At 49.2% G+C, this 25,838-nt stretch carries 23 protein-coding genes and 1 pseudogene; 16 read left to right on the forward strand and 8 right to left on the reverse strand.

What is annotated here, in order from left to right; all coding sequences use genetic code 11:
• The first annotated feature begins 111 nt into the window (after nt 1-111).
• On the forward strand, nt 112-423 hold the full coding sequence (locus KDW_RS13890; protein WP_151756509.1) for a hypothetical protein: 312 nt from the start codon (nt 112-114) through the stop codon (nt 421-423).
• A gap of 59 nt (nt 424-482) precedes the next feature.
• Here KDW_RS13890 and KDW_RS13895 read toward each other — a convergent pair whose 3' ends face one another.
• From KDW_RS13895 to KDW_RS13915, 5 genes are all read right to left on the reverse strand, one after another.
• Nucleotides 483-728, reverse strand: a complete 246-nt coding sequence (locus tag KDW_RS13895) for a hypothetical protein (protein WP_151756510.1) — start codon at nt 726-728, stop codon at nt 483-485.
• Nucleotides 729-991: 263 nt separating this feature from the next.
• On the reverse strand, nt 992-2,233 hold the full coding sequence (locus KDW_RS13900; protein WP_151756511.1) for a hypothetical protein: 1,242 nt from the start codon (nt 2,231-2,233) through the stop codon (nt 992-994).
• Nucleotides 2,179-2,631, reverse strand: a complete 453-nt coding sequence (locus KDW_RS13905) for a hypothetical protein (protein ID WP_151756512.1) — start codon at nt 2,629-2,631, stop codon at nt 2,179-2,181. Before KDW_RS13905 ends, KDW_RS13900 begins: the two co-directional genes overlap by 55 nt.
• A 22-nt stretch (nt 2,632-2,653) precedes the next feature.
• Nucleotides 2,654-4,354, reverse strand: a complete 1,701-nt coding sequence (locus KDW_RS13910; RefSeq protein WP_151756513.1) for a DUF3987 domain-containing protein — start codon at nt 4,352-4,354, stop codon at nt 2,654-2,656.
• Nucleotides 4,355-4,371: 17 nt separating this feature from the next.
• Nucleotides 4,372-4,839, reverse strand: coding sequence for a hypothetical protein (locus tag KDW_RS13915; protein WP_162005219.1), 468 nt, complete (start codon nt 4,837-4,839; stop codon nt 4,372-4,374).
• 655 nt (nt 4,840-5,494) lie between these two features.
• Between KDW_RS13915 and KDW_RS13920 the strand changes: the two genes are divergently transcribed.
• Both KDW_RS13920 and KDW_RS13925 read left to right on the forward strand, forming a co-directional pair.
• Nucleotides 5,495-7,435, forward strand: coding sequence for an AAA family ATPase (locus KDW_RS13920; RefSeq protein ID WP_151756515.1), 1,941 nt, complete (start codon nt 5,495-5,497; stop codon nt 7,433-7,435).
• Nucleotides 7,436-7,718: 283 nt separating this feature from the next.
• The gene (locus KDW_RS13925; RefSeq protein ID WP_151756516.1) at nt 7,719-8,075 is read left to right on the forward strand and encodes a hypothetical protein; all 357 of its coding nucleotides are present in this window, start codon (nt 7,719-7,721) and stop codon (nt 8,073-8,075) included.
• Nucleotides 8,076-8,158: 83 nt separating this feature from the next.
• Here the strand turns inward: KDW_RS13925 and KDW_RS13930 are convergent, their stop codons facing one another.
• Nucleotides 8,159-8,371, reverse strand: coding sequence for a hypothetical protein (locus KDW_RS13930; RefSeq protein WP_151756517.1), 213 nt, complete (start codon nt 8,369-8,371; stop codon nt 8,159-8,161).
• Between the two features lie 138 nt (nt 8,372-8,509).
• Between KDW_RS13930 and KDW_RS13935 the strand changes: the two genes are divergently transcribed.
• The 11 genes and pseudogenes from KDW_RS13935 to KDW_RS13985 all read left to right on the forward strand — a co-directional run bounded on the left by KDW_RS13935 (nt 8,510) and on the right by KDW_RS13985 (nt 20,291).
• Nucleotides 8,510-8,773, forward strand: a complete 264-nt coding sequence (locus KDW_RS13935; protein WP_269822444.1) for a helix-turn-helix domain-containing protein — start codon at nt 8,510-8,512, stop codon at nt 8,771-8,773.
• Between the two features lie 165 nt (nt 8,774-8,938).
• Nucleotides 8,939-9,181, forward strand: coding sequence for a helix-turn-helix domain-containing protein (locus tag KDW_RS13940; RefSeq protein WP_151756519.1), 243 nt, complete (start codon nt 8,939-8,941; stop codon nt 9,179-9,181).
• A gap of 66 nt (nt 9,182-9,247) precedes the next feature.
• A complete protein-coding gene (locus KDW_RS13945; protein ID WP_151756520.1) occupies nt 9,248-11,335 on the forward strand; it encodes a toll/interleukin-1 receptor domain-containing protein in 2,088 nt (695 codons plus the stop codon).
• A gap of 25 nt (nt 11,336-11,360) precedes the next feature.
• Nucleotides 11,361-12,673: pseudogene (locus KDW_RS13950) on the forward strand (NF041680 family putative transposase).
• Between the two features lie 102 nt (nt 12,674-12,775).
• Nucleotides 12,776-14,452 carry a type ISP restriction/modification enzyme gene (locus KDW_RS13955; protein ID WP_151756521.1) on the forward strand — a complete coding sequence of 559 codons (1,677 nt, stop codon included), beginning with the start codon at nt 12,776-12,778 and terminating at the stop codon, nt 14,450-14,452.
• Between the two features lie 194 nt (nt 14,453-14,646).
• Nucleotides 14,647-16,086 carry a hypothetical protein gene (locus tag KDW_RS13960; protein WP_151756522.1) on the forward strand — a complete coding sequence of 480 codons (1,440 nt, stop codon included), beginning with the start codon at nt 14,647-14,649 and terminating at the stop codon, nt 16,084-16,086.
• Nucleotides 16,087-16,727: 641 nt separating this feature from the next.
• Nucleotides 16,728-16,934: a 50S ribosomal protein L31 gene (gene rpmE, locus KDW_RS13965; RefSeq protein ID WP_151756523.1), complete on the forward strand. Its 207-nt coding sequence runs from the start codon at nt 16,728-16,730 to the stop codon at nt 16,932-16,934.
• Between the two features lie 99 nt (nt 16,935-17,033).
• A complete protein-coding gene (locus KDW_RS13970) occupies nt 17,034-18,476 on the forward strand; it encodes an MGDG synthase family glycosyltransferase (RefSeq protein ID WP_233097695.1) in 1,443 nt (480 codons plus the stop codon).
• Between the two features lie 26 nt (nt 18,477-18,502).
• Nucleotides 18,503-19,525: a DUF1385 domain-containing protein gene (locus tag KDW_RS13975; protein ID WP_151756524.1), complete on the forward strand. Its 1,023-nt coding sequence runs from the start codon at nt 18,503-18,505 to the stop codon at nt 19,523-19,525.
• Nucleotides 19,526-19,605: 80 nt separating this feature from the next.
• Entirely contained in the window at nt 19,606-19,914 is a 309-nt protein-coding gene (locus KDW_RS13980) for a hypothetical protein (protein ID WP_151756525.1), read from the forward strand.
• Nucleotides 19,911-20,291 (forward strand): protein-tyrosine phosphatase family protein, encoded by a 381-nt coding sequence (locus tag KDW_RS13985; RefSeq protein WP_162005220.1) that lies wholly within the window; start codon nt 19,911-19,913, stop codon nt 20,289-20,291. Before KDW_RS13980 ends, KDW_RS13985 begins: the two co-directional genes overlap by 4 nt.
• 64 nt (nt 20,292-20,355) lie before the next feature.
• Here the strand turns inward: KDW_RS13985 and KDW_RS13990 are convergent, their stop codons facing one another.
• Complete coding sequence (locus KDW_RS13990; protein ID WP_151756527.1) at nt 20,356-21,114, reverse strand: Cof-type HAD-IIB family hydrolase; 759 nt, start codon at nt 21,112-21,114, stop codon at nt 20,356-20,358.
• 188 nt (nt 21,115-21,302) lie between these two features.
• Here KDW_RS13990 and KDW_RS13995 point away from each other — a divergent pair, with 188 nt between their 5' ends.
• Nucleotides 21,303-22,787 (forward strand): HD domain-containing protein, encoded by a 1,485-nt coding sequence (locus KDW_RS13995; protein WP_151756528.1) that lies wholly within the window; start codon nt 21,303-21,305, stop codon nt 22,785-22,787.
• Here KDW_RS13995 and KDW_RS14000 read toward each other — a convergent pair whose 3' ends face one another.
• Nucleotides 22,788-23,855 carry a tetratricopeptide repeat protein gene (locus KDW_RS14000; protein WP_151756529.1) on the reverse strand — a complete coding sequence of 356 codons (1,068 nt, stop codon included), beginning with the start codon at nt 23,853-23,855 and terminating at the stop codon, nt 22,788-22,790.
• 394 nt (nt 23,856-24,249) lie between these two features.
• Here KDW_RS14000 and KDW_RS14010 point away from each other — a divergent pair, with 394 nt between their 5' ends.
• Nucleotides 24,250-25,830 (forward strand): S1C family serine protease, encoded by a 1,581-nt coding sequence (locus tag KDW_RS14010; protein ID WP_233097696.1) that lies wholly within the window; start codon nt 24,250-24,252, stop codon nt 25,828-25,830.
• Nucleotides 25,831-25,838 lie beyond the last annotated feature (8 nt).

A 25,838-nucleotide genomic window follows, 5' to 3' on the forward strand; every position in this document is an offset into this window, starting at 1 on the left:
TTACAACGTTAAATTTCATGTATTGCAATGTATTTCTTTTTCTATTAAAATAGATGGAGATATACACTGTGATTCGTTATAAGATAGAAGAAATTAGAAAGATAACGATGTATGAATGACTCCAACAATGAGGCCAGACGTCATATCACGCCGGATAAGCATCCATTGATCATTATCAAGCGCAATAACAACACGGAATACACATATACGATAAAGCGGCCGGGTGGCGAGATCCTTGAACTGGCTGTTATCCATGGGACCAATACGAAACCTACCCATCTAACCATTGCGTCCTATTCGCGGGATGGTCAGATGAGTGGGAGGGCACAGCGAGAAATCTCTTTACTCCTTGAGGAAATGAGCTATCTTCATTTCTTCTTAAATGATCCTGAAGTTATCAAGTTTATGTGGCCAGGTTGTTAACTGATGCAATAAAAAAGGAAGCTCTTATGATGCTTTGAGAGCTTCCTTTTTACGTGTTCCTACCATTCATCAACTGGATGGAGTTCGATTAATTTATCCAGGTCTACGCGCTTAATCATGCGTTCACGGGAACCTGGAAACGACCACTTCTGGATGCGGGTGACCTGGTGCGTTTTATTATAATTATCGAGCTTGTTACGAAAGCCGGTGATGCTTAATCCGACATACTGAGCGGCCGCGCCAACGTTATAATATTCGATCCCTTTGATAATGCGGGTCGGTGGGATAACACCCTGTTCTTCCATCTTTAACCCATCCCTTCCAATCTAACATCGTCAGTCAAAACATGGCAACACTAGTGGCAACTATGCAACATGTTTCAACACTTTGGGTAAAATATACGCTAGTTACTCTATGTTTGCAACATAAATATGTCCTAGCGCATATTTGTCTTACTCTGGCAAGGTCATGCCATTCAATCGTGTGAGCAAAGCTAGCCGCGAGTGAGCGGCGTTCACGATTGCTTTTTAAGAGTATAAGCTGTAAAGATGGAAGATGCCGCTCATGTCTATTGTGAGGGATGGGCTATTTTATGGTTATTCAAGGCACTGGCGAAACGGGCACGAATGCGCTTGATGTCTTGAAGGGTATGCTCGGGAGATGTCTGACAGGCATACACTTCCGCGTTGGCGACGCCAGCCTCTATTCCACGCGCCCCTAATTCCAGGCGTGGATAACCGAGCGTGGCCAGCAAGCATAGCAGGTCATAGGATGCGCGATGCTCCTCACACCAGCCATATTCCAGGGGCATACCAGAACATGCTCGCACAACTGGTCGGGCAACTTTATCCGAGATATGCTGCCATTCTAACGACTGATGTGGACATTTGGAGCGGGGTAGGGCTGGTAGCGTGACTGGCTGATAGGGAGGATGCTCCATAGGCACTATGGGATTGTGCTTGATGCGCTTGAGCAGTTCGACATCTCCCAGCACGTCTACAATTCGTACCATGCTCTCTAGCTTGTTTCTCACTTCCACTTTCTCCACCTGGTGCTCTGGTTGAATGTCCGGCGTTTGCTTCTCAGGTCCTGGAGTGAGATTGTGCTCGATAGCGACAACAGGCTGGCCCGCATGGGTCTGCAGGCCATAGCCAACCCATTGACGCAGGGTACACAGCGCTCCAGGCTCGCGCTCATGCTGGAGGAGTTCGTTGGGATCTTTGGCCACCATGGGACTCCAGCGCATACTGTTCTTGAGGGCTCGACACCAGTATGCTGAACCATTATCCCCGGCTTCGTCTTCATCAAAGGACTGCAGGACGACTGAGGCGAGTGCCAGGTCTGAGATCCAGCGACCGATGCGGGCACGGCAGGTAGAGCCTGTGGCCACGCAGGCAATCAGGTCACCGGCCTCCTGTTCGACACTACAGGCGCAGATCTCGGACTCAACTATCATCGCGGGCTGACCACAGTGGACCTGGTCAATGTTAAACATGCCCTCACCACTCCCCACGACCTGGCCATAATCTTTTCCCTTTGGCTGTCCCGGACGCTTCAGCCCCAGTCGCCAGAGGATGTCACCTTCAGACCAGGGTATCAAGATGCCGGGCGGTATACAGACACCTCCTCGCTCACGCCGTCCTGGCAATAGCAAGTCAGGATCCAGGCCCCAGTGCTCAAAGGTGCCCAGGTACCAGCGGCCGTCTTTCCCCAATGGCACATAGCCAAAGCGCTTTTTCTTGATGATGTCGTCTTTCAAGCCGCGAGCGCGCAAATAGTCGAGCAGCGCCTGGCCTTTGGGGTATTCCATAGCGCTTTCTCGGCATACTCTACGAGCAGCCAGCCTGACTCCTGCCACTTCGGGGAAGGTGGAGCATTTTTGTCATACTGGTGCGACGGTGGAGGAGGCACAAACGTGCGCGTGCCGTCCTCAATGCCCAGTTCTTTTAGCGCCTCTTGTCGTGACAACAAAGCATACTCAATCAGAAAATCAAACCCATCCCCATAACGTCCACAGCCGGTAGAGCGTACTGCGCACGAATAGCGACCCGTCTCGGGGCGGGTGATAAAACGATCCGTCCCACCACACCAGGGACAATTTGAATGATACTCCTTCACACCGTGTACCATGGCAACGTTGACCACTTTAATCCCGGCATAGCGCTCAATCAGGCTCCTGATATCGTAGCGACTCGACTCAACTGACATCCACTCACCACCCTTCTTTCACCTATATCTGTGCAGTTGCAATACTATATTTTCCACCGGTCGCATGTGGAGTTACCTCTTTATACAGCACACCAGCCATCACCATACTCTCCATCGCCTCACGCAGATCCTTCAAGCTATAGGCTTTCAAGTAGCTATTTTTGAGCTGTGAAACCGAGATGCATCCGACCCCTCTGGAGTTCAGATGGGTAAGTGTACGATGGATTTCATCCTCTAATCTGGCGAGATCGGAGGAGCTTTGTGGGGCATTAATCTGTCGATAGAGCTCATGCAGATTGAGGCGCAGTTTTTCCGCCAGATCCTGCGCTTTAGCCCAGTGTCTCAACTCGATATGATTCTCATTCTCCAGGCTCGCCATCAGGATGGCCATACGCATAGCCGTCTCTGGTAGCCGCGTATAGCTACCATGGAAGTCTTCACCGGGAAAGCTTATCAGCATCCCTTTGAGGGCCGAGCGATAGCGTTTCCAGGCGTTATAGGCTTCGTGGGTGATCGAACAGACGTTTTCTGAGAGCTCTCCACGCTCGATGGTATAGCGCACCTGGCCCTTACCTTTGGATGACTCTTCCTCAAGTTGGATAATCTGGCAGTCGGGAACGCCCAGGCGGTGATGCCACTGGACCAGCGTGTGAATCAACTCTTCTGGAATCGCGAGTTCGGTGGGATGGAGTGGTTGATCTTTATATTGATCAATAGGAGCCGTGACAAAGCTCACCCGCGCCCCAAACCCCTCGGTCCAGAAGTCTGAACCGGTGCGCGCGCTCTCCCTGAGATTAGATGGCGTCATCGAACCTAATAAGGATAGATATGGCTTCTGGATTGGCTCGCCACCACGGGCAATCGTGCTATTCTCATATTCAGGCGGACAGGCATCCAATGTCAAGAACAGCTCGGCAAAATCGGAGGTCATACTCCCGCGCTTAAGCATGCCCTGCATAAACTTACCAAACTCATCAAAGAAGAGGCCGCGCTGACCCGCCTGTGCCAGACGACTGCGCAACTGCTCCTGTTTTTCGATCGGCAAATCCCCATAATTTGGCGGTAGCAATTTCCCGGTCATGTCACTCAGTAATTTGGCAGGCGTCGCCCGATCTGGTCCGAGCAGATGTCCCAGGCCCGCCGCATACAGGATCTCTTTGGCGACGCGGGCAGTCGTGGATTTGGCAAACAGCGAAGTGCGTCCGCATAAGGCAATCATGACATTCGTATGAATGCGTTTGGTGTTGAATGGCAAATAGACACGCCTGGCGGCCACCACGGACAGGAGCCAGATGCCACAGAATGCGTGGAAGCCATCATAGCCTTCGGGCGATGCCTCACGACTGAATTGCTCATATATATCAAGGAAATAACAGGCATCCCGGCCAAGCTCGACTGGCAGACACGCCTCCGGTGGTAGCATAGGGAAATCCGTCTGTGCCTGTTCCTCTCTAGCAATCTCCTCTACCGTAGGTATAAGTGGTGCCAGTAACTCCGCCAACGATGGATGCTGATGGGCCAGCGCCTCAAGCACCACCTCCAACTTCTGTACATCCCCCTGGCACTTCTCATATGCGCGCTCAATATTTTGTACCGTCGCCTCCCAAATCCCTAATGGCGGCCGCACCGATGGCCGCTGACCCTTACGCAACTGCTGGATATAGGCCCGCACCTGAGATCGTTGGCTATGCACATGCCCATTCTTTGACTCATTGATCATCATACTCAAACCCTTTCCGACTACTTACCCACCAGACAACATACCGCAATCTCGCAGCGTGGATCCTCAGCATCGACAAATTTCGCAGAGGTCACACTCTTTACCAGACTGTTATTCAGTTCCAGCCAGGTAAAGACCACGTCCAGCACCGTATCAATCCCACCGGACATATTGCGTTTCCCTTGTGAGGGGAAGAAAAACTTGATTTCAACATACAAAGAAACCCGGCACCTGGTATCCCGAATCGTATTGATCAACGCCCAATCCTGATCAGCCTTCCTGATATCCAGAAGCGTAAAAAACGCATCCTGCTGGAAGCGCTGCAATGCCCGTGAAGGCCCGATCTGATGCCTGATCCCCTTCACCGTGGAGACCTTTGCCACCTGATAACTTTGCGTGATTCCCGGTGGCAACGGCAAGCGCGCATGAAAAAACGGCGAGCTGGGTAAGGACCACTCACCCTTAGATGCCAAAAACGTCCGCAACATCTCTATAACCCTTTCTATCATCAACAACATTGGCTGCCGCTATTGTAGCCCATCACTACTGGTTTAAGAAGAGGAGATATATTAACCCAACAACAAGAGGTATCCATAGAAGACCCGAAATAGCACTACAGGCTCATTCATGTCCGCTCGATAGGCAAAAAAAAAGCGAGCAATCGTAAAGATTACTCAACCTGACACAGCATACCCGCCCCTCCACATCCATAACACAAAAATTCGTAAAAACACCAAAGATAGCCCCTACTATATCATCAACTATTTGGCACGTCAATCATGTAGAGTGTATTCGACAGTAGTGCGCAGATACCGACACATGTAGACACCAACTTAAGAATAAGAACTTAAGAAGCATACGACACCCTGGATACATGCATATCCTGTAGACTCCACGAACCAGAACATTCCCTGCCAGGACATTTTTGGAAGAGAGCAAGGTGAGCGTATTGAGTTCATTTATACATGTACAATACCCTCCTCATTTTCTTATAAGCTAGATTCTTTATTACTGAGGTGTTACAATGTAAATATAGATGTACATAATTAAAAAAGCTTTTATAGCACAAGTGTACCCTTGTATATTCCAGTTATTCCCCCAAACTTTTAATCAACCTTGAGGAAACAAGAGAGGTTCAATGACGTGTATTTTAGTACGGAACAAATTGAACAATCCCTACAAAACTTAGAGGAACTTAATCCATTCTTTGGCACAGTTTTTTTGGCATTAAAAGAGATAAAGTTGCCTGAAAATGCAACCATGGCAATCAGTTTTTTGCCGCTTTTAGAAGCATTTTTGCAAAAATATTATCGACCTACCCCCCAGTATGATGGGTTTTACACACCATTCAAAACATCGAATAAGAAAAAACGCTGGAATACCCATCAATATGCAAATACCTTACATAGAATCGCTGTTGATACTTTTTCAGATGTCATACTCCATCCAAAAGGCAGTCGCGAGTGGGGATGGAGACAAGGTTATGTTGACATAATGATCGAGAATCACCTGGATAAGCCAATACCAACCTTTGATCTGGCGGTCTGGCTTTTCCGAACCAGAGACTGGCCTGCAAATACATCACCAATTCAAGTGATACAGACGTTTTTTACAGAGTTTCAAATTCAATCAGAAGAAGAAAATTTATTTGGTATAACAGCACAAATTCATGCCGTCCGGTGGACTCAAGCAAAATCAATAGATGTTGATGAGCTTTTGAACATGATCGGCTATCCACCAAATATGCGTTCAAAGCCAAAACGCACCCAGAGTCAACCCCGACTCTTTAGCAATTCGATGCTTGCTGAATATGGAGCAACGCTACAAAATCTCAGATTGTCAGAAATTGGACCTGCTAAGGAATTTGAACTTGATTTTGCACCAAGGATAAATATCATAACTGGTGATAATGCATTAGGTAAAACCTTTTTACTTGAGTGTGCCTGGTGGGCACTTACTAATACCTGGGCCTCGCGCTATCCAGCATACCCAAATGTAGAGGCTAACGATCCAACTATAGCATTCAAAATAGGCAAAGAGGGGCAAAATGGAAAAATACAAGTAGCTCATTATGACCGTAAAGTGCATAACTGGTCAACTTTCAGGCAAAGAAATAGTTTGTCTGGTTTGTCTATTTTTTCGCAAGCTGATGGTTCTTTTGCAATATGGGATCCAGCCAAAATTGATAGTTTTTCTTCTCAGGGAGATGATTCTGAAGCGTTCTTGTATGCTGATCGCCAGGCAGTGTGGGACGGAGTAACGGGAAATATAGAGAACAGAAATATTGTGAGATGCAGAGGTTTAATAGAAGATTGGAGAACCTGGAGCTCAACTGAACCTGAAGTCTTGGAGGTTTTTCGTGAGGTCTTAAAGCATTTATCACCTCATCCTAAGCATTCACTTAAACCTGGAGAATTCATACGTGTTCCTGAATTGGGAGTGACACCTGTTCCCACTCTAGAATTTTCCTATGGATCAGTACCAGTAATCCTTTGCTCTGCTGGTATTAAAAGAATCGTTGCACTTGCGTATATGCTTGTGTGGGCATGGTATGAACATGTCGAGCAATCCAGTCTCATAGGAGAAACTCCCCAGCGCAGCATTGTCCTTATCATTGACGAGATGGAAGCCCACCTGCACCCCTTCTGGCAACGCGCCATTGTACCAGCAATTATTGCGGTGGTCAAAAAGCTTTCACCAGAGGCCAGCACACAAATCATCATTGCAACCCATTCCCCGCTTGTCCTGGCTTCTATGGAACCTATTTTTAACGAAGATACGGACAAGCTTTTCCATTTGAAGATGGATGATGATGATGGCTCAATTGAACTAAACGAGGAACCATTTGTCAAACAGGGACGCATAGATCGCTGGTTGACATCTGATATCTTCGGCCTTGAGCAGCCACGTTCCAGGGAAGCCGAAACAGCCATAAAGGATGCTAATACTATCCAATTAGAAAAAAAACCTGATCCAAAAGCTATTCAAGAAATCTCAGATCGCTTAAAAAAAGTCCTGGCCCAGGATGATGAGTTCTGGCCACTATGGGCGTATTTTGCTAAAGAAAGTGGTGTAAAGCTTTGATGCCAATCACATTACAGCCTGAACCCCCGATTTTTATAAAAAAGTACAAAGTAAAGGCGAAGCATTCTTAAAAGAAAACCCCGATGCCAAAGGTAAAAAACTAGCAACATATTGGCGTAAGATCATCCCTGAATTGCGCACAGCTTATTCTGAAATATGCGCATATACATGTCATTGGATTTCCCCTGACACAGGATTTACTTCCGTTGATCACTTTAAATCGAAAGATGACTATCCACAAGACGCTTACAAATGGGAGAATTATCGGCTGGTATGCGGGACTATGAATGGTCGCAAAGGCAAACATGAAGACGTCCTGGATCCATTTACGATCCAAGAGGGATGGTTTGAATTACATTTTCCATCACTACAGGTACATCCCAATGAAAACCTTGATGAGGATGCCAAAAGCCAGATTTGGGCGACTATCCATAGACTCGATCTTAATGGCGCTACCTGTGTATCTGGTAGAAGAAGTTGGATACAGCCATATTTAAATGGAGTATATCCGCTAAGTTTTGTCAGGGAGAAAGCACCATTTATGGCCCATGAATTGACAAGGCAGAATCTACAAGATATAAACATGTCAATTTGGGATGCGTTCAAGCAGCAAGATGACACAATAAGTTATAGATGGTAAAAAAGAGCGAAGTTAGTAAGCGAAGCCGAAGAAAGCTCAAAGTTGTTTTGGATTCTTCGGCTTTATGTTATATTTCCTATTACTTAACCGATGATCTGTATATAGGCCTCGACCGCAATCATAGCCGCCTCCCGTTCTCCGACAAGATCCGCTAACCGCTCCTGTAAGCCTCCGATGGCGCTGTACTGGTGATTGATGATGTCATGCGAGGCCGTGGCCCGGAAGCCCTGCATTGCCTGTCTCATCGCTTCACATTCCATCTCTATCCGCTGCCTCAACAATGCCACTTCGCTCATGTAAAGATTTCCCTTTCTCAATCCGATTATTGGTTTTAAAGACCACCCCTTAAGTAATACCATTACAAACCAGCTTACGTCAACAACCAGGCTGTAGTAGTATGAAATGCATCTATTGATTTATGGGGTAAGGAATTGTTGCGTTTACGTGTTAAAGAGGTCGCTCAAGAAAAAGCTATGGGATTAGCCAAGCTGTCGAGGCTGTCGGATATCTCATATAAGACCATACAGAAAATATGGCGCAATCCCTATCATGACGCCTCACTATCTACCATCAATCGCATCGCCAGAGTACTCGAAGTGCCAGCCACCGCACTCCTGGAGGACATCCCGAAGACCAGGTACCCGAAGAATATCGTAACTACTAGCTCACGCTCCATCAACTTAAGAATAAGAACTTAAGAAGCATACGACACCCCTGGCTAGTTTCCCCAACGTATCAACCGCGCTCAAGATATATCCTTGCCTGGTCGATTGACCTTTAAAGGGTAACCTCTATGGTCATGATAAAAGGTTAACTCGCTAAGACCAATTTTGTCAAGAAGGGAACGCTGATATATTAGTGGGATGGAGATACAATTAAAGGTAAAAGAGATTGCGACGCAAAAAGGTTTTAATCAATCATCTTTGTCGCGTGCAGCCAATGTAGACTTTAAGACCGTTAAAAGAATATTCCAGGATCCAACACGGGATGTCTCGTTGAGCACGGTTGTGAAGATTGCCTGGGCGTTGAATGTTCCTCTGAATGAGCTGATGGATGTGCATGGAGAACCCCATTCTCGTCCCGATGCAAGTCATCCTGAAGCTTGAACCTGCTCTACTACTTCTCTCATTGCTGTTTTCATAGGCGTTTGATCTTTTTAAGGAGTGCTATGAGTGTCAACTGATACATTCGAGTTGTTCTATGCATATGCGGATGAAGATGAGCGACTACTGAAGAAATTAAATAAGCATCTTTCGCTCCTTGTGCGTCAGGAATTGATCTCTCCCTGGTCTTCGCAAAACATTGCCGCTGGAACATTGTGGGATCAGGAGCTGCGCGCTCGCCTCAATGCTGCCCATATTATCCTTCTTCTTGTTAGTGCGGATTTTATTGCCTCTGACTATTGCTATAGCGTTGAAGTCCAGCAAGCCTTGAGACGCCACGCGGCAGGAGAGGCCCACGTTATCCCGATCCTCCTTCATCCCTGTGACTGGGAATATGCTCCGTTCGCAAAGCTCGCACCTTTGCCTAACAATAGAAAGCCTGTTAAAATGTGGTCAAACGAAGATGCTGCACTCACCAATGTCGCTAAAGGTATCCGTAAAGTTGTCAATGAGCTAAACGGAACCGCTGATCCTGACGCCGAAGAAGAGACGAAGAACACCAAGAAAAATGCCAGGGGTGGGGAAGCTGGGAGAAGGAATATGGCGCGTACACCACAAAACATTGATCGCAATTACCTCAAGAAGATTGTCCGGCAATATTACATAGAGCTCAAAGATTACCAGGAAGTTGCTAATTACGAACTGGGTCTCCGTGCGGCCTTCCAGAATATGCTTTCGGCCGTGGCCAAGCATTGCGGCTGGTCACTCGCTCCTGAGATGACCATTGATCGGATTCGACCCGATGGCGTTGTCCTGGACGAGTTCCGTATCCGTCGTGGCTATTGGGAAGCCAAAGGACCAAAGGTTAATCTGGACGAAGAGATCCGCAAAAAGATCGCCACTGGCTATCCGCTGACCAACACGCTGTTCGAGGATAGTAAACGGGCGGTACTGTACCAGGGAAAGAGCCGGACACCGAATGAATATGATCTGTCAGATGCCAATCGTGTCATTGACCTGCTACGCGATTTCTTCACCTATGTAGAGCCTGATATTGAGAACTTTGAGGAAGCGGTTGAGGAGTTCAAGGAGCGTATCCCGGAAAACGCCCAGGCGCTACTGAATATTATCAAAGATGAGCATAAGCTCAATAAAAAATTCCAGGACTCATTTGCGACGTTTGCTGAAGTTTGTCGTACCTCGCTTGATCCGAAGATGAATGATGCCGCCATCGATGAGATGTTAGTACAGCACCTTCTAACAGAGCGCTTATTCCGTACCGTCTTCAACAATCCTGATTTCGTCAACAACAATATCATCGCCTCCGAGATCGAAAAGGTCGTACGCGCCCTGGCCAGCCGATCCTTCAATCGCAATGAATTCCTGAAGACCCTGGATCGCTTCTATGTCGCCATCGAGCGCGCCGCCAGGGAGCGAGAAAGTTGGAGTGCGCGCCAGGATTTCCTTAATACCGTTTACGAACGTTTTTTTCAGAGCTTCTCTACTAAACAGGCCGACACCCACGGCATCGTCTACACGCCACAAGAGATCGTAGACTTTATGGTTGAGAGCGTCGACGAAGTCCTCAAACGCGAATTCGGCAAATCCATCGAAACGCCAGGCGTCAAGATCCTCGATCCCGCCACTGGTACCGGCAACTTCATCGTCAACATCATCCGCCGCATCGACGAGTTCAACCTGGAAAAGAAATACAAAGAAGATCTCTTCTGTAACGAAATCATGCTGCTCCCCTACTATATCTCCTCCCTCAACATCGAACACGAATACTATGCCAAGATGGGCCAGTATGAGCCGTTTGATGGAATCAGTTTTGCCGACACTTTAGAATTAGCTGAAGGCCAACAAATGGCGCTCGAAATGTTTGTAGAAGAGAATACGGAACGAGTCAAGCGACAAAAAGATGCAAATATCATGGTGGTGATTGGGAATCCTCCGTATAACGTTGGCCAGAAAAATGAAAATGACAATAATAAGAATCGTAAATATCCAGTGGTTGATGGAGGTGTTTATGAGAAATATGCAAAAGGATCAAAAGCAACAAATACTAGAGCTTTAAGTTTGACGTTTAGACTAAATCAGACAAAAAGGCCCCCACCTTGCGGCGGGCGGCCTGATCAAGTAAAGTTCTTCTTATAATTACAACACAAGGAATTTTACTTGCATGACTAACAGTAACACATTGCGACAATTTCGTCACGACATCTATGACTGTTTTCCACGAGCGAAGGATGCATTGTTTAATACAATTGATGGACTGATGACAGAAATACAGGCGACATCGTTTCCAGAGATCTCGCAATCGCCCTTGTTTGAACGCACCTGGGCTAGTTTGTATGAGGCGTTTGAAGATGGGCGTATCGATGAGAAGCGCCTGCGAGAGATTCTGGCACGCTATCTGCCCAAACCCGATGCGGGCAAGTGGCTCTGGATTGGCATTGATGCCAGCAAGATTGCACGCCCGGCTGCTGTAACGTCGGCCGATCGTACGGCACAACATATGCATAATCTGCCAGAATGCAAGAAGCCAGTCACGTTTGGGTGGCAATTCTCGACGGTCGTGGCTTTGGCAGAGCCAGTGAGCAGTTGGACCTATATTCTGGACCAACAACGGGTGGCGTCGCAGACCACCGCCATCGAAGTCGCAGAAGAACAGCTCAGGCAAGTGGTACCCTATTTGCCCAAGCAGGTCATTGTTGTATTGGACCGGGGGTATGATTCCAACTGGTTGTGGTGTCGTTGTAGCGCATTGGAGGTTGAGGTGTTGGGTCGTCTCAAAAGCAATCGCTGCTTCTACCGAGCTGCGCCACCTCCAACAGGAAAAAAAGGATGTCCACGCAAAGATGGTGACAAACTGCAACCGAAAGATCCAGCAACGCATCAGGATCCAGATGGAGTATGGAAAGGTACCGATGAGAAAGAGCGTCCGGTGGAAGTCACCTGGTGGAAACACATGCATGTCAAGCAGGCACGCTACCTGGACGTCACCGTTTTGCGGGTGGTGCGACCTCATGCGACCAACAAAGAGCGTGATCCACGCGTGAGCTGGTTTGTGTGGATTGGGGATCAAGAAGCTGATGTCACCCAGATTGCACTGGGCTATGTGCTGCGCTTTGGGCAAGAGCATGGCTATCGTTTTGACAAGCAATGCTTGTTGTGGGAACAACCACGTTTGCGGACCCCAGAACAGTTTGAGCGATGGAGCCATATTGTGGCGATCGCGCACAATCATCTGGTCTTGGCTCGTGACGTGGTTGAAGCAGAACGGCGACCATGGGAAAGCAAACAGCGCAAGCCAACCCCCAACAGGTGCGGCGCGGGATGCACAAATTGTTGGCACGTTTGGGCACTCCTGCCCGGCCACCACAACCACGCGGAAAATCGAAAGGCCGGATGAAAGGAGCAAAAGTTGGCAAAGCACCACGTTTTCCCATCATTCGCAAAAAGCCAAAGTTGCCTCAAATTGTACCATCCTGATGGCAGAGATGACGCATTGATTCATCGTCTTTCTTTGAACGGAACTTCTCATGGAGTTCTGGTAGAACTTTTTAGTCTAAACGTCAATTAAGTGATGCTTACGTGAAATTCTTTCGTTGGGCCACGGATCGTTTGCAGGGACGTGATGGTATTGTATGTTTCGTCAGTAATAATAGTTTCCTTGATAGTTATGCATTTGATAGTTTTCGTAAGCGTTTAGCTGATGAGTTTACTCATATTTATCATATAGATCTTAGTGGCAATGCGCGTAGGGGAAGAGGTGGTAATGTCTTTGGTATTATGGTAGGTGTTGGTATTACGATACTTGTTCGCAATCGCGCTCAGGTAACTCAACATAGATCTGCTACTATCAACTACTACAAAGTAGACGATAACCTAAAAGGCCCGGCCAAACTTAAATTGTTGGCAGAGGCAGGGAACATTAAGAGAGTTACTTGGCACATACTACAGCCTGATGAAAATTACACCTGGATCACTGAGGGCCTTCACGCAGAGTTCTCTACGTTTCTAGCAATGGGCAATAAAGATGCCAAAGAGGCTCGAGGTATAGAGACAGTAGGAGCCACTTTTAAAACTCTCTTTAAGATCTATTCTAGAGGCGCGGAAACGACACGAGACCGCTGGATGTATGATTTTAGTGCTTCAAATCTAGTAATAAAAACGAAAAGCATGATAGATACATATAATTCTGAAATATCTCGTTGGATACGTGCAGGTGAACCCAAAGACATAGATAATTTTGTGCTCTCTGACGAAACAAAAATCAAGTGGAGCAGTCGTTTAAAAGAGTGTTTAGTAAGAAAGACAGAAACTGAATTCACATACTTATCTATACGTAATGCCTTATATCGACCTTTCACTCGGCAGTTTCTGTACTTTGACAGTATAATGACCCATCGTCAAGGTATGTTCCCGATAATTTTTCCAAATGCTGCTTCTGAATTAGAGAATGTTGTGATTTGTATTCCTGGTCTCGGCAACAGAAAAGGATTTGGATGCCTTGCTGTTAACGTTATTTCAGATTTAGAGATTGCATTTGAAAAAGCTCAATGTTTTCCTTTTTACACTTACTCCACAGATGGCACCAATCGCCGCGAAAACATTACCGACTGGGCGCTCAAGCTGTTCCAGAAGAAACATGGCTCCGAAGTTACCAAGTGGGATATCTTCCACTATGTCTACGGTCTGCTGCACCATCCACAGTATCGCGAGCTATACAAAGAGAACCTGAAGCGTGACTTGCCACACATCCCGTTGTTGCTGAACCAGGAAGCGTTTGAGGCGTGTGTGAGTGTGGGCAGGCAGTTGATGGATATGCATGTGAATTATGAGCAGGTCGACGAGTATCCTCTGGAGCTTGTATCCGATAAAAACATCCCATATGTGCAGCGCCTACGTGTCGAGAAGATGAAGCTCGCAGCAGATAAACAATCGCTTGTATATAGCAAGGGCCTGACCATAGCAGGCATACCGCAAGAGTGCTTTGAATATCGCTTAGGCAATCGTTCAGCGCTCGAATGGGTCATCGATCAATATCAGGTATCGACCGACAAACGCAGCGGCATCGAGAGTGATCCCAATCGCCTGGATGACCCTCAGTACATCCTGCGCTTGATCAGGCAAGTCGTCACCGTCAGCGTCAAGACCGTCGAGCTCGTCAAAGAGCTCGCCGAAGCCGTCACAGCCGAAGACTGGCTCGGCGAATCCGTAGATGTGAGTGAGAGCCCGCTAAGCGCAGAAATACCGCCACAAGACTAACCATTTTGAGGCATAGCCAGCAAACCATCCCTCGCTATGCCTCACCAACCATCCACAACTTAAGAATAAGAACTTAAGAAGCATACGACACCCTGAAACGTAGTGGTTGCCGGTCCGGGACGGCGTCTAACGCGACAAGGATTCAATTTCCACCAACCCACGCCGATTAAATATTTGCAGGGAAGCGAGAAAGCATGGTACAAAAATATCTTTCATATATCTCTCATGCCAGACTCCACAGTTCGGATGATGAGCTTGAGGCTCTCCCTACAAAGCAAGTTCTCTTGTGGGGAGGATTGTTATTATTGTTGACGCTGCTCGCAACAGTTAGCTATTATCTTTATCGTCCCTATGCGGAACTGACGGCTGATACGCCGGGATACCTGCGCTTTGCTCAACAGCTACGCACAACAGGCAATCCCATTAATGTCTTTCGCTTACCAACCTATCCGCTCTTTTTACTTGTGATCAGCTTTTTCACAGGTCCAGATAATTTGTTCGCGGTCAGTATCGTTCAAGGATTGCTTTTTATACTGGCTGTGCTGGAATTCTATCTCCTGGCCATATTGCTGTTCAGGCATAGCTGGATCGCTTTCTGTATCAGCGTGCTGGTGGGCACCAATGTGATCCTGATCTCTTACAGCAAAGTGCTGATGACCGAGGGACTGGCGTTGTGGCTCCTGATTACCAGCCTCTTACTGGCTGTGAGTAGTATGCGTACTGGTAATGTTAGACGCCTGAAATGGCTGGCGGTCTGTCTGGCTCTGCTCTTTTTTACGCGACCAGAATGGGCCAGTTTTCCCGTGCTGTTGTTCGCTTATCTGTTATGGGCGCGCTATCGGCGCGGAAATGTACGGCCATGGCTCAGCGGAATTGTGCGTGCGGTCGCTGTTCTCTATGTGTTGTTAGGAATATACATCTGTTGCAATTTTTTCATCAATCACTATTTCGGCCTGACATATGTTGAGAACATGAATCTGATTGGCAAGGTGATGCAATATCAGATGCAGAACGAAGTTCCTTCTGGCTATGAGCATATACGGAGGATAATTGATAGTAATGTTACGTATAGTCATCTGACGCCTTATCAACTTGTGGCGAAATATCCAGAGCTCGGACAGAATAACGCCCGGCCGTTAGGCGATTTTGCACGCGCGATCATCTGGCGACATCCGTTTGAATTTGTCGGGAAAACCATCCCGCTACTCTTTGAATCCCTGACAAGCTACTATCCTGTTAGCACCCTACCTGCGCCATCAGTTGCTCCGCAACCGGCATGGATCGAACAAATCGTTGCCTCGCTATTCTCATTTCATCGAGCGCTGTATGCGGGCAATGTGCTATTCCCTTATTGTTCAATTATCTGGCTCGGCCTCCTCTGTTGGCCGCGTACGCGGAAGCGCTTGAGTGTCCAGGGCATGGGACTGATCGTGATGACGGCCTGGTTTGCGCTGGTGCTTACCACGTTGGGAGGATACTTCTTGAGCGATTATATGCGCGTTCATATTGTCTTTGATGCCTTGATAATCCTCACAGTCTGGGGCGCGATACTATATGTTCCGTCTATCTTCTTTGAACTTCTTATAGCACAAATCCCGGATAGAATGAATATTCAAGGGGCACCACAGCGGTAGGTTCGGCCCTCGAGGCCGATTGGTTTCCCGCATGATCATGTATGAAGGAACACGACACGTAGGTTCGACCCTCGAGGTCGATTTGGCCCATTATGATATCCACGATTGACCATGGGTATGCCGTTATCATGGTTCTTGATGCGTTATCGTGGGGAGTCCCTAAATCGACCTCGAGGGTCGAACCTACATGTCATGGTTCTTGATGCGTTATCGTGGGGAGTCCCTAAATCGACCTCGAGGGTCGAACCTACATGTCATATCTATTCATGCATGATCATAGGTATTCCTCACCATCCCCAACTTAAGAATAAGAACTTAAGAAGCCGGGGCGGGCATAAATTGGGGATGGATTGTGTTATCTATAATATAAAGAAGAAGATAGTACACGCCGGTAATATTGCTGAAGTTGATCCTCACTGGCGTGGAAGATAGGCGAGAGCATGATTGAGGGGGCATTTGAGGAGGCGAAAAGTCTGCCTTACGGCATGTGGCATCTTGACGAAGATGTGCCTTGCATGTACAATCATGCTTGCATTGCTATGAGCATTTTGCAGGTTGTAGAGGTGAGGGAGGCAGAGGTGCAGCAAACAACAGGGCCTTCCAAGCAGCGAAGCCATAAGTGTTGATATCCAGGAGATATAATGAAAGCAGGAATCCATCCAAACTATGTTGAATCCACAGTGCAGTGCGCTTGTGGCAACAGTTTTAAAACCATGAGCACGAAACCTGTGTTGAAGGTTGATGTTTGCTCGAAGTGCCATCCTTTCTTTACTGGTCAGCAGCGTATTCTTGACGCCGCCGGTCGTGTTGAGCGCTTCCGCAAACGCTTCAACCTTAAGGATGAGTAGTTCATTACCAGGGAGTAGTCGTATAGGGATAAAGGTGATTGGAAACATGCCTTTATCCCTATTTCACTATACGTTACTTTTTCTGTAACTTGCAGGGGGGTGAGTCAACTGAGCGATTCAACGCAAAGAACTATTCTGTTCCTGATTGCTGATACTGGCGCGGGGCATCGCAGTGCTGCCAATGCGATCAGTAATGCCATTCGTCTTATTTCGCAACGCGAACAGGAAGCATGGCTGGCACAGCGACCAGCGACAGAGGCAGAAGGCGAGCTTCCACCTCCTACGTATCGTATTGAGATCGTTGATGTGTTTGAGGAGTATAGCCGTTTCCCGTTGCGCGAGGCGGTCAAGCTCTATGGCCCGACGATACGTTATAATCCAAAGTTGTTTGGCGAGGTCTTTCATCGCAGCAACCGTGAGGGCACGGTGATGGCGATGACGAGCCTGGCCACCCCGCTTATTTTCAATGGATTATTAAAGCTCTTTACGACCATTCAGCCGGATGTGGTTGTCTCTATCCATCCAATGCTTAACTTTGTCACGATTCGAGCCCTGCGACAACTAGGCTTGAAGATTCCGTTTATTACGGTCGTGACCGATCTGATTAGTGTACACTTTTCCTGGTTTGCGCCGGGCGCCGACGCCTATATTGTTCCGACCGAGCAGGCTAAGCAATTATATCTGTCGCGCAAGCTAGATCCCAAACGCGTGCATATGTTGGGCATGCCAATCGATCCCAAATATACGCGCGAGGTGGCCCCAAAGGAAGAACTCCGACGAAAATTTGGCCTTGCGAATGACTTACCTGTGGTGTTGTTAGTTGGCGGTGGTGATGGTGCAGGTGGTCTCCATGCCGCGGTACGCGCTATTTCTCAGGCCCATCTACCGGTCCAGTTAATGGTGGTGACGGGTCGCAACAAAAAGCTCTATGCCCAATTACAGCGTACGCGCTCACGTCTGCACGTACCAGCCGAGATCTTTGGCTTTGTCAATAATATGCCCGAGCTGATGCATGCAGCCGATGTGATCATCACCAAGGCTGGTCCCGGTACGATCTGTGAAGCGTTATCCTGTAATCTTCCGATTATCCTAAGTGGGTATGTCCCTGGTCAGGAAGAAGGCAACATTGATTATGTCGTGCATAACGATGTTGGCATCCTGGCGCTGGACGCTCGTACCCTGACTGATGCCCTGCGCCGTCTCATCAAGCCAGGCTCGCCTGAACTGCGTCGTCGCCTGGACAACGCCAGAAAGATCAGTCGGCCAGCCTCCTCTTTTGATATTGGCGACAAAATTCTCAGCTTTTTACCTGGTCCCGGCCAGGATAGTGTCTGGCAGTCGCAAGGAAAGCATCCGGTGCAATATCGCATGTCGGGTCGCATCCAATCGGCGATTCGCATTCGCCGTTTACATAACCGTTTGCCCAAGACCATCACCAGAAGCGCAATGGTACGTCGTCTTTCCAGGACGCAGGATATTTCAAATGAAGCGGCGAAACCTGCGCGTAGGTTACCGCGCCGAAATATCAAAAATAGGATCTAAGGATAAGGAAGCGAAAGGATTTCTCGATGGCAAAGTTTTATTATGGTGGTCAGGCGGTAATGGAAGGCGTGATGATGCGTGGTCGCAATGCAGTTGCGATGGCGGTCAGGCGGGAAGAGGGCGATATTTATGTGCACGAAGAAGCCCTGGAACCCAGAATTTATCAGAATAAATATTTGCGCCTCCCGTTTCTGCGTGGCATGGTACTACTCTGGGAAATGCTGGTCCTGGGCACACGGCTAATGACGCTGTCGGCCAATATCGCTTCAGGAGCCATGGACCCGAGTGCCGCGGTGGCCGCCAGTCCGGCATCGGCCGGTGCTCCGACCCCGGTTGTCGGAGGGCAGGAGGCCAAAGAGTCGCCCGAGGCGATTGGCGGAGCCAGATTGATCCTGCCACTGATCGTTTCGTTAACCTTTGCCGTCGCGATCTTCTTTGTGGGTCCGCTCTTACTGGCCAGTTTGTTACGTCAACAGATTGGGGATGGCTGGCTCAATATTGCCCTGGAAGGTGTGATCCGACTGGTGTTGCTGGTAGGCTATCTGTATTTGATTGGTCGCCTGCCCGATATCCAACGTGTCTTTGGCTATCATGGAGCCGAACATAAAGCGATCAATGCCATGGAAAAGGGTGATCCCCTGGATGTGGCACATGTACGCCAGGCTTCGCGCGTGCATACTCGCTGCGGTACTGGCTTTATGTTACTGGTCATGGTCGTCTCGATCTTCGTCTTCGCCATTGTCGGTTCACCGCCTTTATTGATCAAGATCATTGCGCGCATCGTCCTGGTGCCAGTTGTCGCGGGTATCGCATATGAGTTGATGCGCCTGGGTGCCGCTAATTATCGTTATCGCATTGTGCGCTGGTTGTTGGCCCCGGGCCTGGCTTTACAGGGCCTGACCACACGAGAGCCCGACGATAGCATGATTGAGTGCGCCATCGCCTCCCTGGAGCGAGTCATGACCCGTGATACCGAAGCCGAAGTCATCGCCGGCGAGAAACCAGCCGTCCCGCCGGTATGGTCACCAACGTGTAGGTTCGACCCTTGAGGTCGATTTCCTTACCCCCACGATAACGCATCGTGCAACATGTGTTACGGGTAATTTTAAGAGAAGAGGAATGTTCAGGTATGTCGTCAGATTCGGTAATGCCACCTCCAATTGATGAGAGTAAGCAGGGAGGGACACCACCTCCCAGTGCGGCGTCTGAGGCTCCGCGCGTAAAATTTTCGTTCCTGCACTGGGCGGGCACTGGTGTGCTGCGGCTCTTCTATCGCCGCTGGACACGTATCGCGGTCCGTCTGTTTCCGGAGAATTCTAAATCAGAGCAGATTGCGCGGTCTTTACATATTCCGTTGCCCGATACGCTGAATATGAGTTGGGTAACCCCCACCTGGCCGTGGGTGGACGCGTGCGCTCAGAGGATATGGTGGCCTTGAATAAGGCCGGTGTCACGCATGTGGTGGATACGCGTTCTGAGTATTGCGATGATAAAGATGTTCTGGCTCAGAATAGCATGGATCTGCTCTATCTTCCGACGCCCGATACCTATCCACTTACCGTAGAGCAATTGATGGAAGGGGCCGCCTGGGCTAATGAGCAGATAGGCCACGGTGGTCGCGTCCTGATCCACTGTGAGCATGGTGTGGGCCGTAGCGTATTGCTGACCTGTGCCACGCTCATCTATGGTGGTATGCATGCCAGTGATGCCCTGGACCTGGTGAAGGCTAAACGCTGGCAGGCCGCTCCAAATCAGAGGCAGGTGGCCCGTTTAAGGGAATTTGAATCCGCCTTCCGTGCGCGTAACAATGCATAGCGCTCAATGGCTACTGCCACTCCGTCTTCCAGATTGGTGGCAGTAACCGCGTTGGCCTTCGCTTTTACGTGTTCCGGTGCCTGCCCATGGCTACGCCCCAACCGGCCGCTTCGATCATCTCCAGATCATTGTTGTTATCGCCAATGGCCATTACATGGGTCATAGATATGCCTAAATGCGTCGCTAAAAGTGCTACCGCCGTTGCCTTTGAGCAGTTTTGTTGCATCACGGTAATCTCGGCGGTACCATAGTTGCCGCGCTTAATGCTATTCCAGGCGCAGGGCAGTTGTGAAATGGCGGGTGCGACACGCTCGATCGCCTCTTCGGTGGCAAAGGCCACCACGCGTACCGGATCGGGCTGCTCCAGGCAGAGTTGATGATGATGCATACGCTGGACACGTGGAAATTCCTTAAAATAGCCTTCCAGTCCCAGATTATCAAACTCAATATGCCCGCTCCATGTCTCTTCCACACCGCCATTGATATGGTGGATCACAGGTTGGATCTGATGCGCGACCAGGATTTCTACGGCCTGATGGGCCAGATCGGCTGGCAGTAAGCGCCTGTGGAGGACAGTACCATCCGGATGATCCAGGATGAGCGCGCCATCGCAGGTAATCAGGGGAATTTGAATGCCCAGCCTATCAGCAAACTGCCGGCTATTTTCATAGCGCCGGGCCGTAGCCAGTGTAACCACCATCCCGGCCGCCTGAGCGGCCTGAATTGCGTCCAATGTGCGGGGGGCAATCCGCTTCTGAGGAGTGAGGAGGGTGCCATCGATATCTATGGCAATCATTTTAATGGCCTCTGGCTGTGTTATCATACAGGTCTCCACTCAAATAGGAATGCGAAAAGCGACGAGCGTAGACAAGCCCGTCGCACATACACCAAAATCATTTGAATTTATTATACATCATGTTCACCAGATTGATCAGGAAATGTCTTGTCCGCACCTACGTGTTCAGCACATAGACATCGTTCCTTTTCTTTTGATACAATGAGGGTATGAGTATGCGAGAAGAGCCTGCTAAGGGCATATTGAATGAGGAGCAGCCAGACGAACAAGCATCATATGCACCACTGGCTGATATTCCCCCGGCAGTCAATACTGCGGGGGTTGTACAATCGATAAAGCATTCGTATTGGACTGATGGCGCCGGTTATCCCCTCCTACCCGATGAGCAACCTGTCGGGACGGTACGCGATAGCCTGTATGATCTGATTCCATTGGGCCCCCGTGAGCTTAAATTGATTAATACCGCGCCGTTTCTACGGCTCCAGCAGGTCAAGCAGCTGGGTTTTGTTTATCGTGTCTGGCCGGGAGCGACGCATGCCCGCTATGAGCATAGTCTGGGTTGCTATCATCTGGCGGTGCGCGCCCTGCGTTCCCTCTTATTACGTGGTTCAGCGGGTGGACTGGATGGAATGTCGATCAGTAGTATTCAAACCCTGGTCGTGTCCGCCCTGTTACACGACATCGGACATTATCCTTTTTCGCATACCATCGAAGACCTGGGCTATCCAATCATCAATCATGAGAAGGTTGGCCGTTCAATTATCGAGAAGAGCGAGATTGCCACCATCTTAGAGCGAGATTACCAGCTGTCGCCTGGACGCGTGGCTGACTTTATTGATCCTCCCAAATCCGGCGCTTTGCACCCGGATGATGAGCTGCTCAGCCATCTGTTAAGCGGGGCATTAGATATTGATAAGCTGGACTATCTACCACGCGATGCGCGGGCCTGTAATGTGCCTTATGGCGGTGTGGATGTTTCGCGCTTGCTGAGCTCTTTACGCGTGAACCGCGATCTACACGGTGAGCGTTGTCTGGTCGTGACGGATAAAGGTATTAGCCCGCTACACTCGTTGCTGCACGCTCGTCAGGAAATGTTTGATAATATCTACTGGCACCACACCAGCCGTGCTTTTCAGGTTATGCTGGTCCGGGCGGTCTTTGATGCACTGAATGCTCAGACGCTCACAGGTGAACAACTGACGGGACTGACCGATGCCGGCCTGTTGACCCTGTTATCCTCAGACACAATGCCGGAAAGCTCACGGGCGCTGGCCGCTGATCTTGAGTTGCGCCGCCCCTATAAAGTGTCTCTGGAGGTGAGTCCGGCCGCTGGTAGCCTGTTCCGTCGTCTGGAAGCCCTCTTCTGGGATGCTCATCGCCGTAGCTATGTCGAACAAAAACTAGCAGGTGAGCTTGCAGAGATCCTACAGATTCCCGTCGCCAACCACGAAGTCCTATTGGACATTCCGCGTCCTGAAAAATGGGAGATGGATGTCTGGATCTCTTTTGAGCATCCACCGATCGGCATGAAGCCACTGATGAAATGGGTTGAGGCCACCGGACTCCAACCGGACGATCTGGCGCGCTATGAGCACCACCAACGCCGTATTCGTGTCGTAACCACCGAAGCCGTGCGCAGTGCCATCCGTCAGCAGCCAGTCGATGACCTCTTACTCTCCATCATCGAGCGACTCATCTAACTATTTTTTGCGTTGGTACATGAGGCGCAAGGATTTTTCGTAGATGCGTCGGGCGGGCGCGTAGTCCGGGGAGAGGCGTTTGGCCCGGTCGGCGGATACGATGGCTTCACGGTAGCGGCCAAGGCGGAAGAGGGAGTCGGCCTTCATGGTCAGAATGCGTACATTGGAGGCATCCATGGCCACCAGATGGTCAATGGCCTCGTTGGCTTCCGCAAATTGGCCTAAGCCGCGCAGGCTGCGCGTAAAGTTTTCCCAGGCGAAGGGATCATTTGGTTGTACCTGGACCAGTTGGTGCGAGAGTGCCTTGAGTTCTTCATACATTTCCAGAGCCCGAAACGCCTGGATACCTAGTGTCAGGATCTTGACATCCTGTGGACTTAAGGTCAGGGCCTGACGTACTATCGGGATCACTTCGCGCATGCGACCTATACGGCCGAGGATTTCGGCTTTCATTTGTAGGGCGAAGAGTTGCTGTGGATCACGTTCCAGGCTGCGGTCAAAGGCTTCGAGCGCTTCGGCCTGCCGATTGAAATTGAATAAGGACACGCCATAATTCGCCCAGGCACGAGCATCCTCGTCAGATAGTTCTACGGCTCGCCGGGCACTACGCAACGCTTCAGGAAATTTCCCCTGTAATAACTGTAGCCCACTGCGGTTCATCCAGGCCAGACCAAGATTGGTATTGAGGAGTAGCGCCTGGTCATTGGCGATCGTCGCCGCCGAGAGGCGATCCAGCTTTTGGAGTGCGCGCGCCTTATAAGCCAGTCCGATGGCCGAGTTCGGCTCAATATCCAGAATATCCAGAGCTATTTCGTACAGCGTTTCGAAGCGATTCATGCTATCTGATATGATAGCCAACCCCAGGAGTGCGGAAACGTCCTGGTGATCTTCAGCGAGAAGATCCCCAAACATCTGGGTTGCCTGGGCCCAGTTTTTTTCTTTTAGATATTCCTGCGCCTTCTGTCGCATTTGCTCAACCACAGCAGAATCCAACGGTTCATCCTCTTCTACTTCATACTCAATATTATTCGCAGCAATGCGGGCGTTTTGTGCAGTAAGGGATGCCATTCCCTGCTCCCTATCCTGTATTGTATGCTCATCCAATGTTTGGCCGCTCCATCTTCTGCTCAATTAGTGGTCCCATTATCTCATTATCGACCAGGATGAGCAACCCCTTTGATTAGAATGGACTGAATAGATATAATGGAGGACAGGGGTTGTCCATATGCCTGTAGGAAAGAGATAGTAAGATATTTTGTTTGATCTTTAGGGATTGGATGGAAGATAAAAATTTTTCCATACAAATTTTTTACAAATCTCTCAAAGATTTTTCATGGTCTTGTTATACAGTATAGGCAAGAAGGTTTTATTACTCTTCCTATAATTCTTGAGGGAGTGTAAGTAAGTTGAGACGATGATGTTGGTAGTGGGAGGTTGTATTGGGCTATGAGGAGGTATCAGAATGAGCAATTCAGATACAAATGATTCAAACAATTTACATGATGATAGAACAACACCATACCAGCCTGCTCCATCATCGCAGCCTGGGCCGCCGAATCATGAACGGCTGTCATATGTTCCACCGATGAGGAACGTTGGTTATGGTACTGAAGAGCAGAGTTACCATGAGTATATGCAGCCGGGCGCTTATCGACCTGGAACTGCGCAGCCGGTGAATCAGCCATCAGACAGATTTCGGTCTGTGCCAGCATCTGCATATCCCCCACAGGCGGCGGATAATCGTTATGCGGATTCGACGGTAGCAGGTATGCCTGAGAATGAACAGCCTCTGGGACCGTATCCTCCTAATGCCGGCCCGGTTTATCAGAATAGTTATCATCAGGGTGGCTATGTTCCTAATGGTCCTGGCATGCCCCCAACCACGCCTCCGGGTGGACCAGGCCCTGGCCGTAAGAGATCTGGAGCCCGAACGGGTGCGATTGCTGGCCTGACCCTGGTGATGGCTCTGGTGCTTGGGATTGGTTTGTTTGCAGGCTGGCAATTTGGTCGGACCGCTACGACTGATGCTGTTCCAGGCCTTAATAATTCAACGTTGCAGCCAGGTAGTAATCCGCAGGCACCAATTCCTTCTCTGAGCGGCAATAATATTCAGAGTGTTCGTGAAGCTGTCGTGGGCAGGACGCGTCCGGCGGTCGTACAGATCACTGTCCATACCCAGAAAGGCGATGCACTGGGCTCTGGTGTGATAATTGATAAGCGTGGCTATATTGTGACGAACAATCACGTTGTTAGTGGCGTGAACGTCGTTGATGAAGTCGTGCTATCAGACGGAACACGCATCCGTAATGCGCAGGTAGTGGGCACGGATCCCGCCGATGACCTGGCGATCATCAAAATTACGCCACCGACCAATATGGCGGTAATCGCACTGGGTGATTCCTCTCAGTTGCGTGTGGGACAGGACGTGCTGGCAATTGGAAATCCGCTGGGTAATACGCAAACGGTGACCAATGGTATTGTGAGTGCGCTGGGACGTAATGTGAGCGAAGGCAATGGCGCAACCATTCCTAACGCCATCCAGACCGATGCACCAATCAATCCTGGTAACAGTGGTGGTGCGCTGGTGGACCTGCAAGGTCAACTGGTTGGTATTCCTACCCTGACCGCGGTCGATCCCGAGTTTAACTCACCGGCTAATGGCGTCGGATTTGCCATCCCCTCGAACCGTGTGCAGTTTATTGCGACACAGTTAATTGCAACCGGTCAGGTACAGCATACGGGTCGTGCCGCCATTGGCATTTTGCCGACAGCGGTAGATGCCACCTTACAAATGCAGGATAACCTGGCTGTGGATCATGGCGTCTATGTCACGCAACTGGTATCTGGTGGAGCGGCTGAGAAAGCCGGAATGAAGACTGGCGATGTAATCGTCCAGATCGATAATAAAGCCATCGATGCAATACCGACTCTCGAAGATGCCCTGATTGCCAAGAATCCCGGTGATACCGCAAAAGTCACCGTCTATCGCGGCACACAGAAGATTGATTTCACCGTAACCTTAGGTGAGCTCAAAGCTAAATAATCGTTTCA

This window comes from Dictyobacter vulcani, assembly GCF_008974265.1.
GTDB classification, from domain to species: domain Bacteria; phylum Chloroflexota; class Ktedonobacteria; order Ktedonobacterales; family Ktedonobacteraceae; genus Dictyobacter; species Dictyobacter vulcani.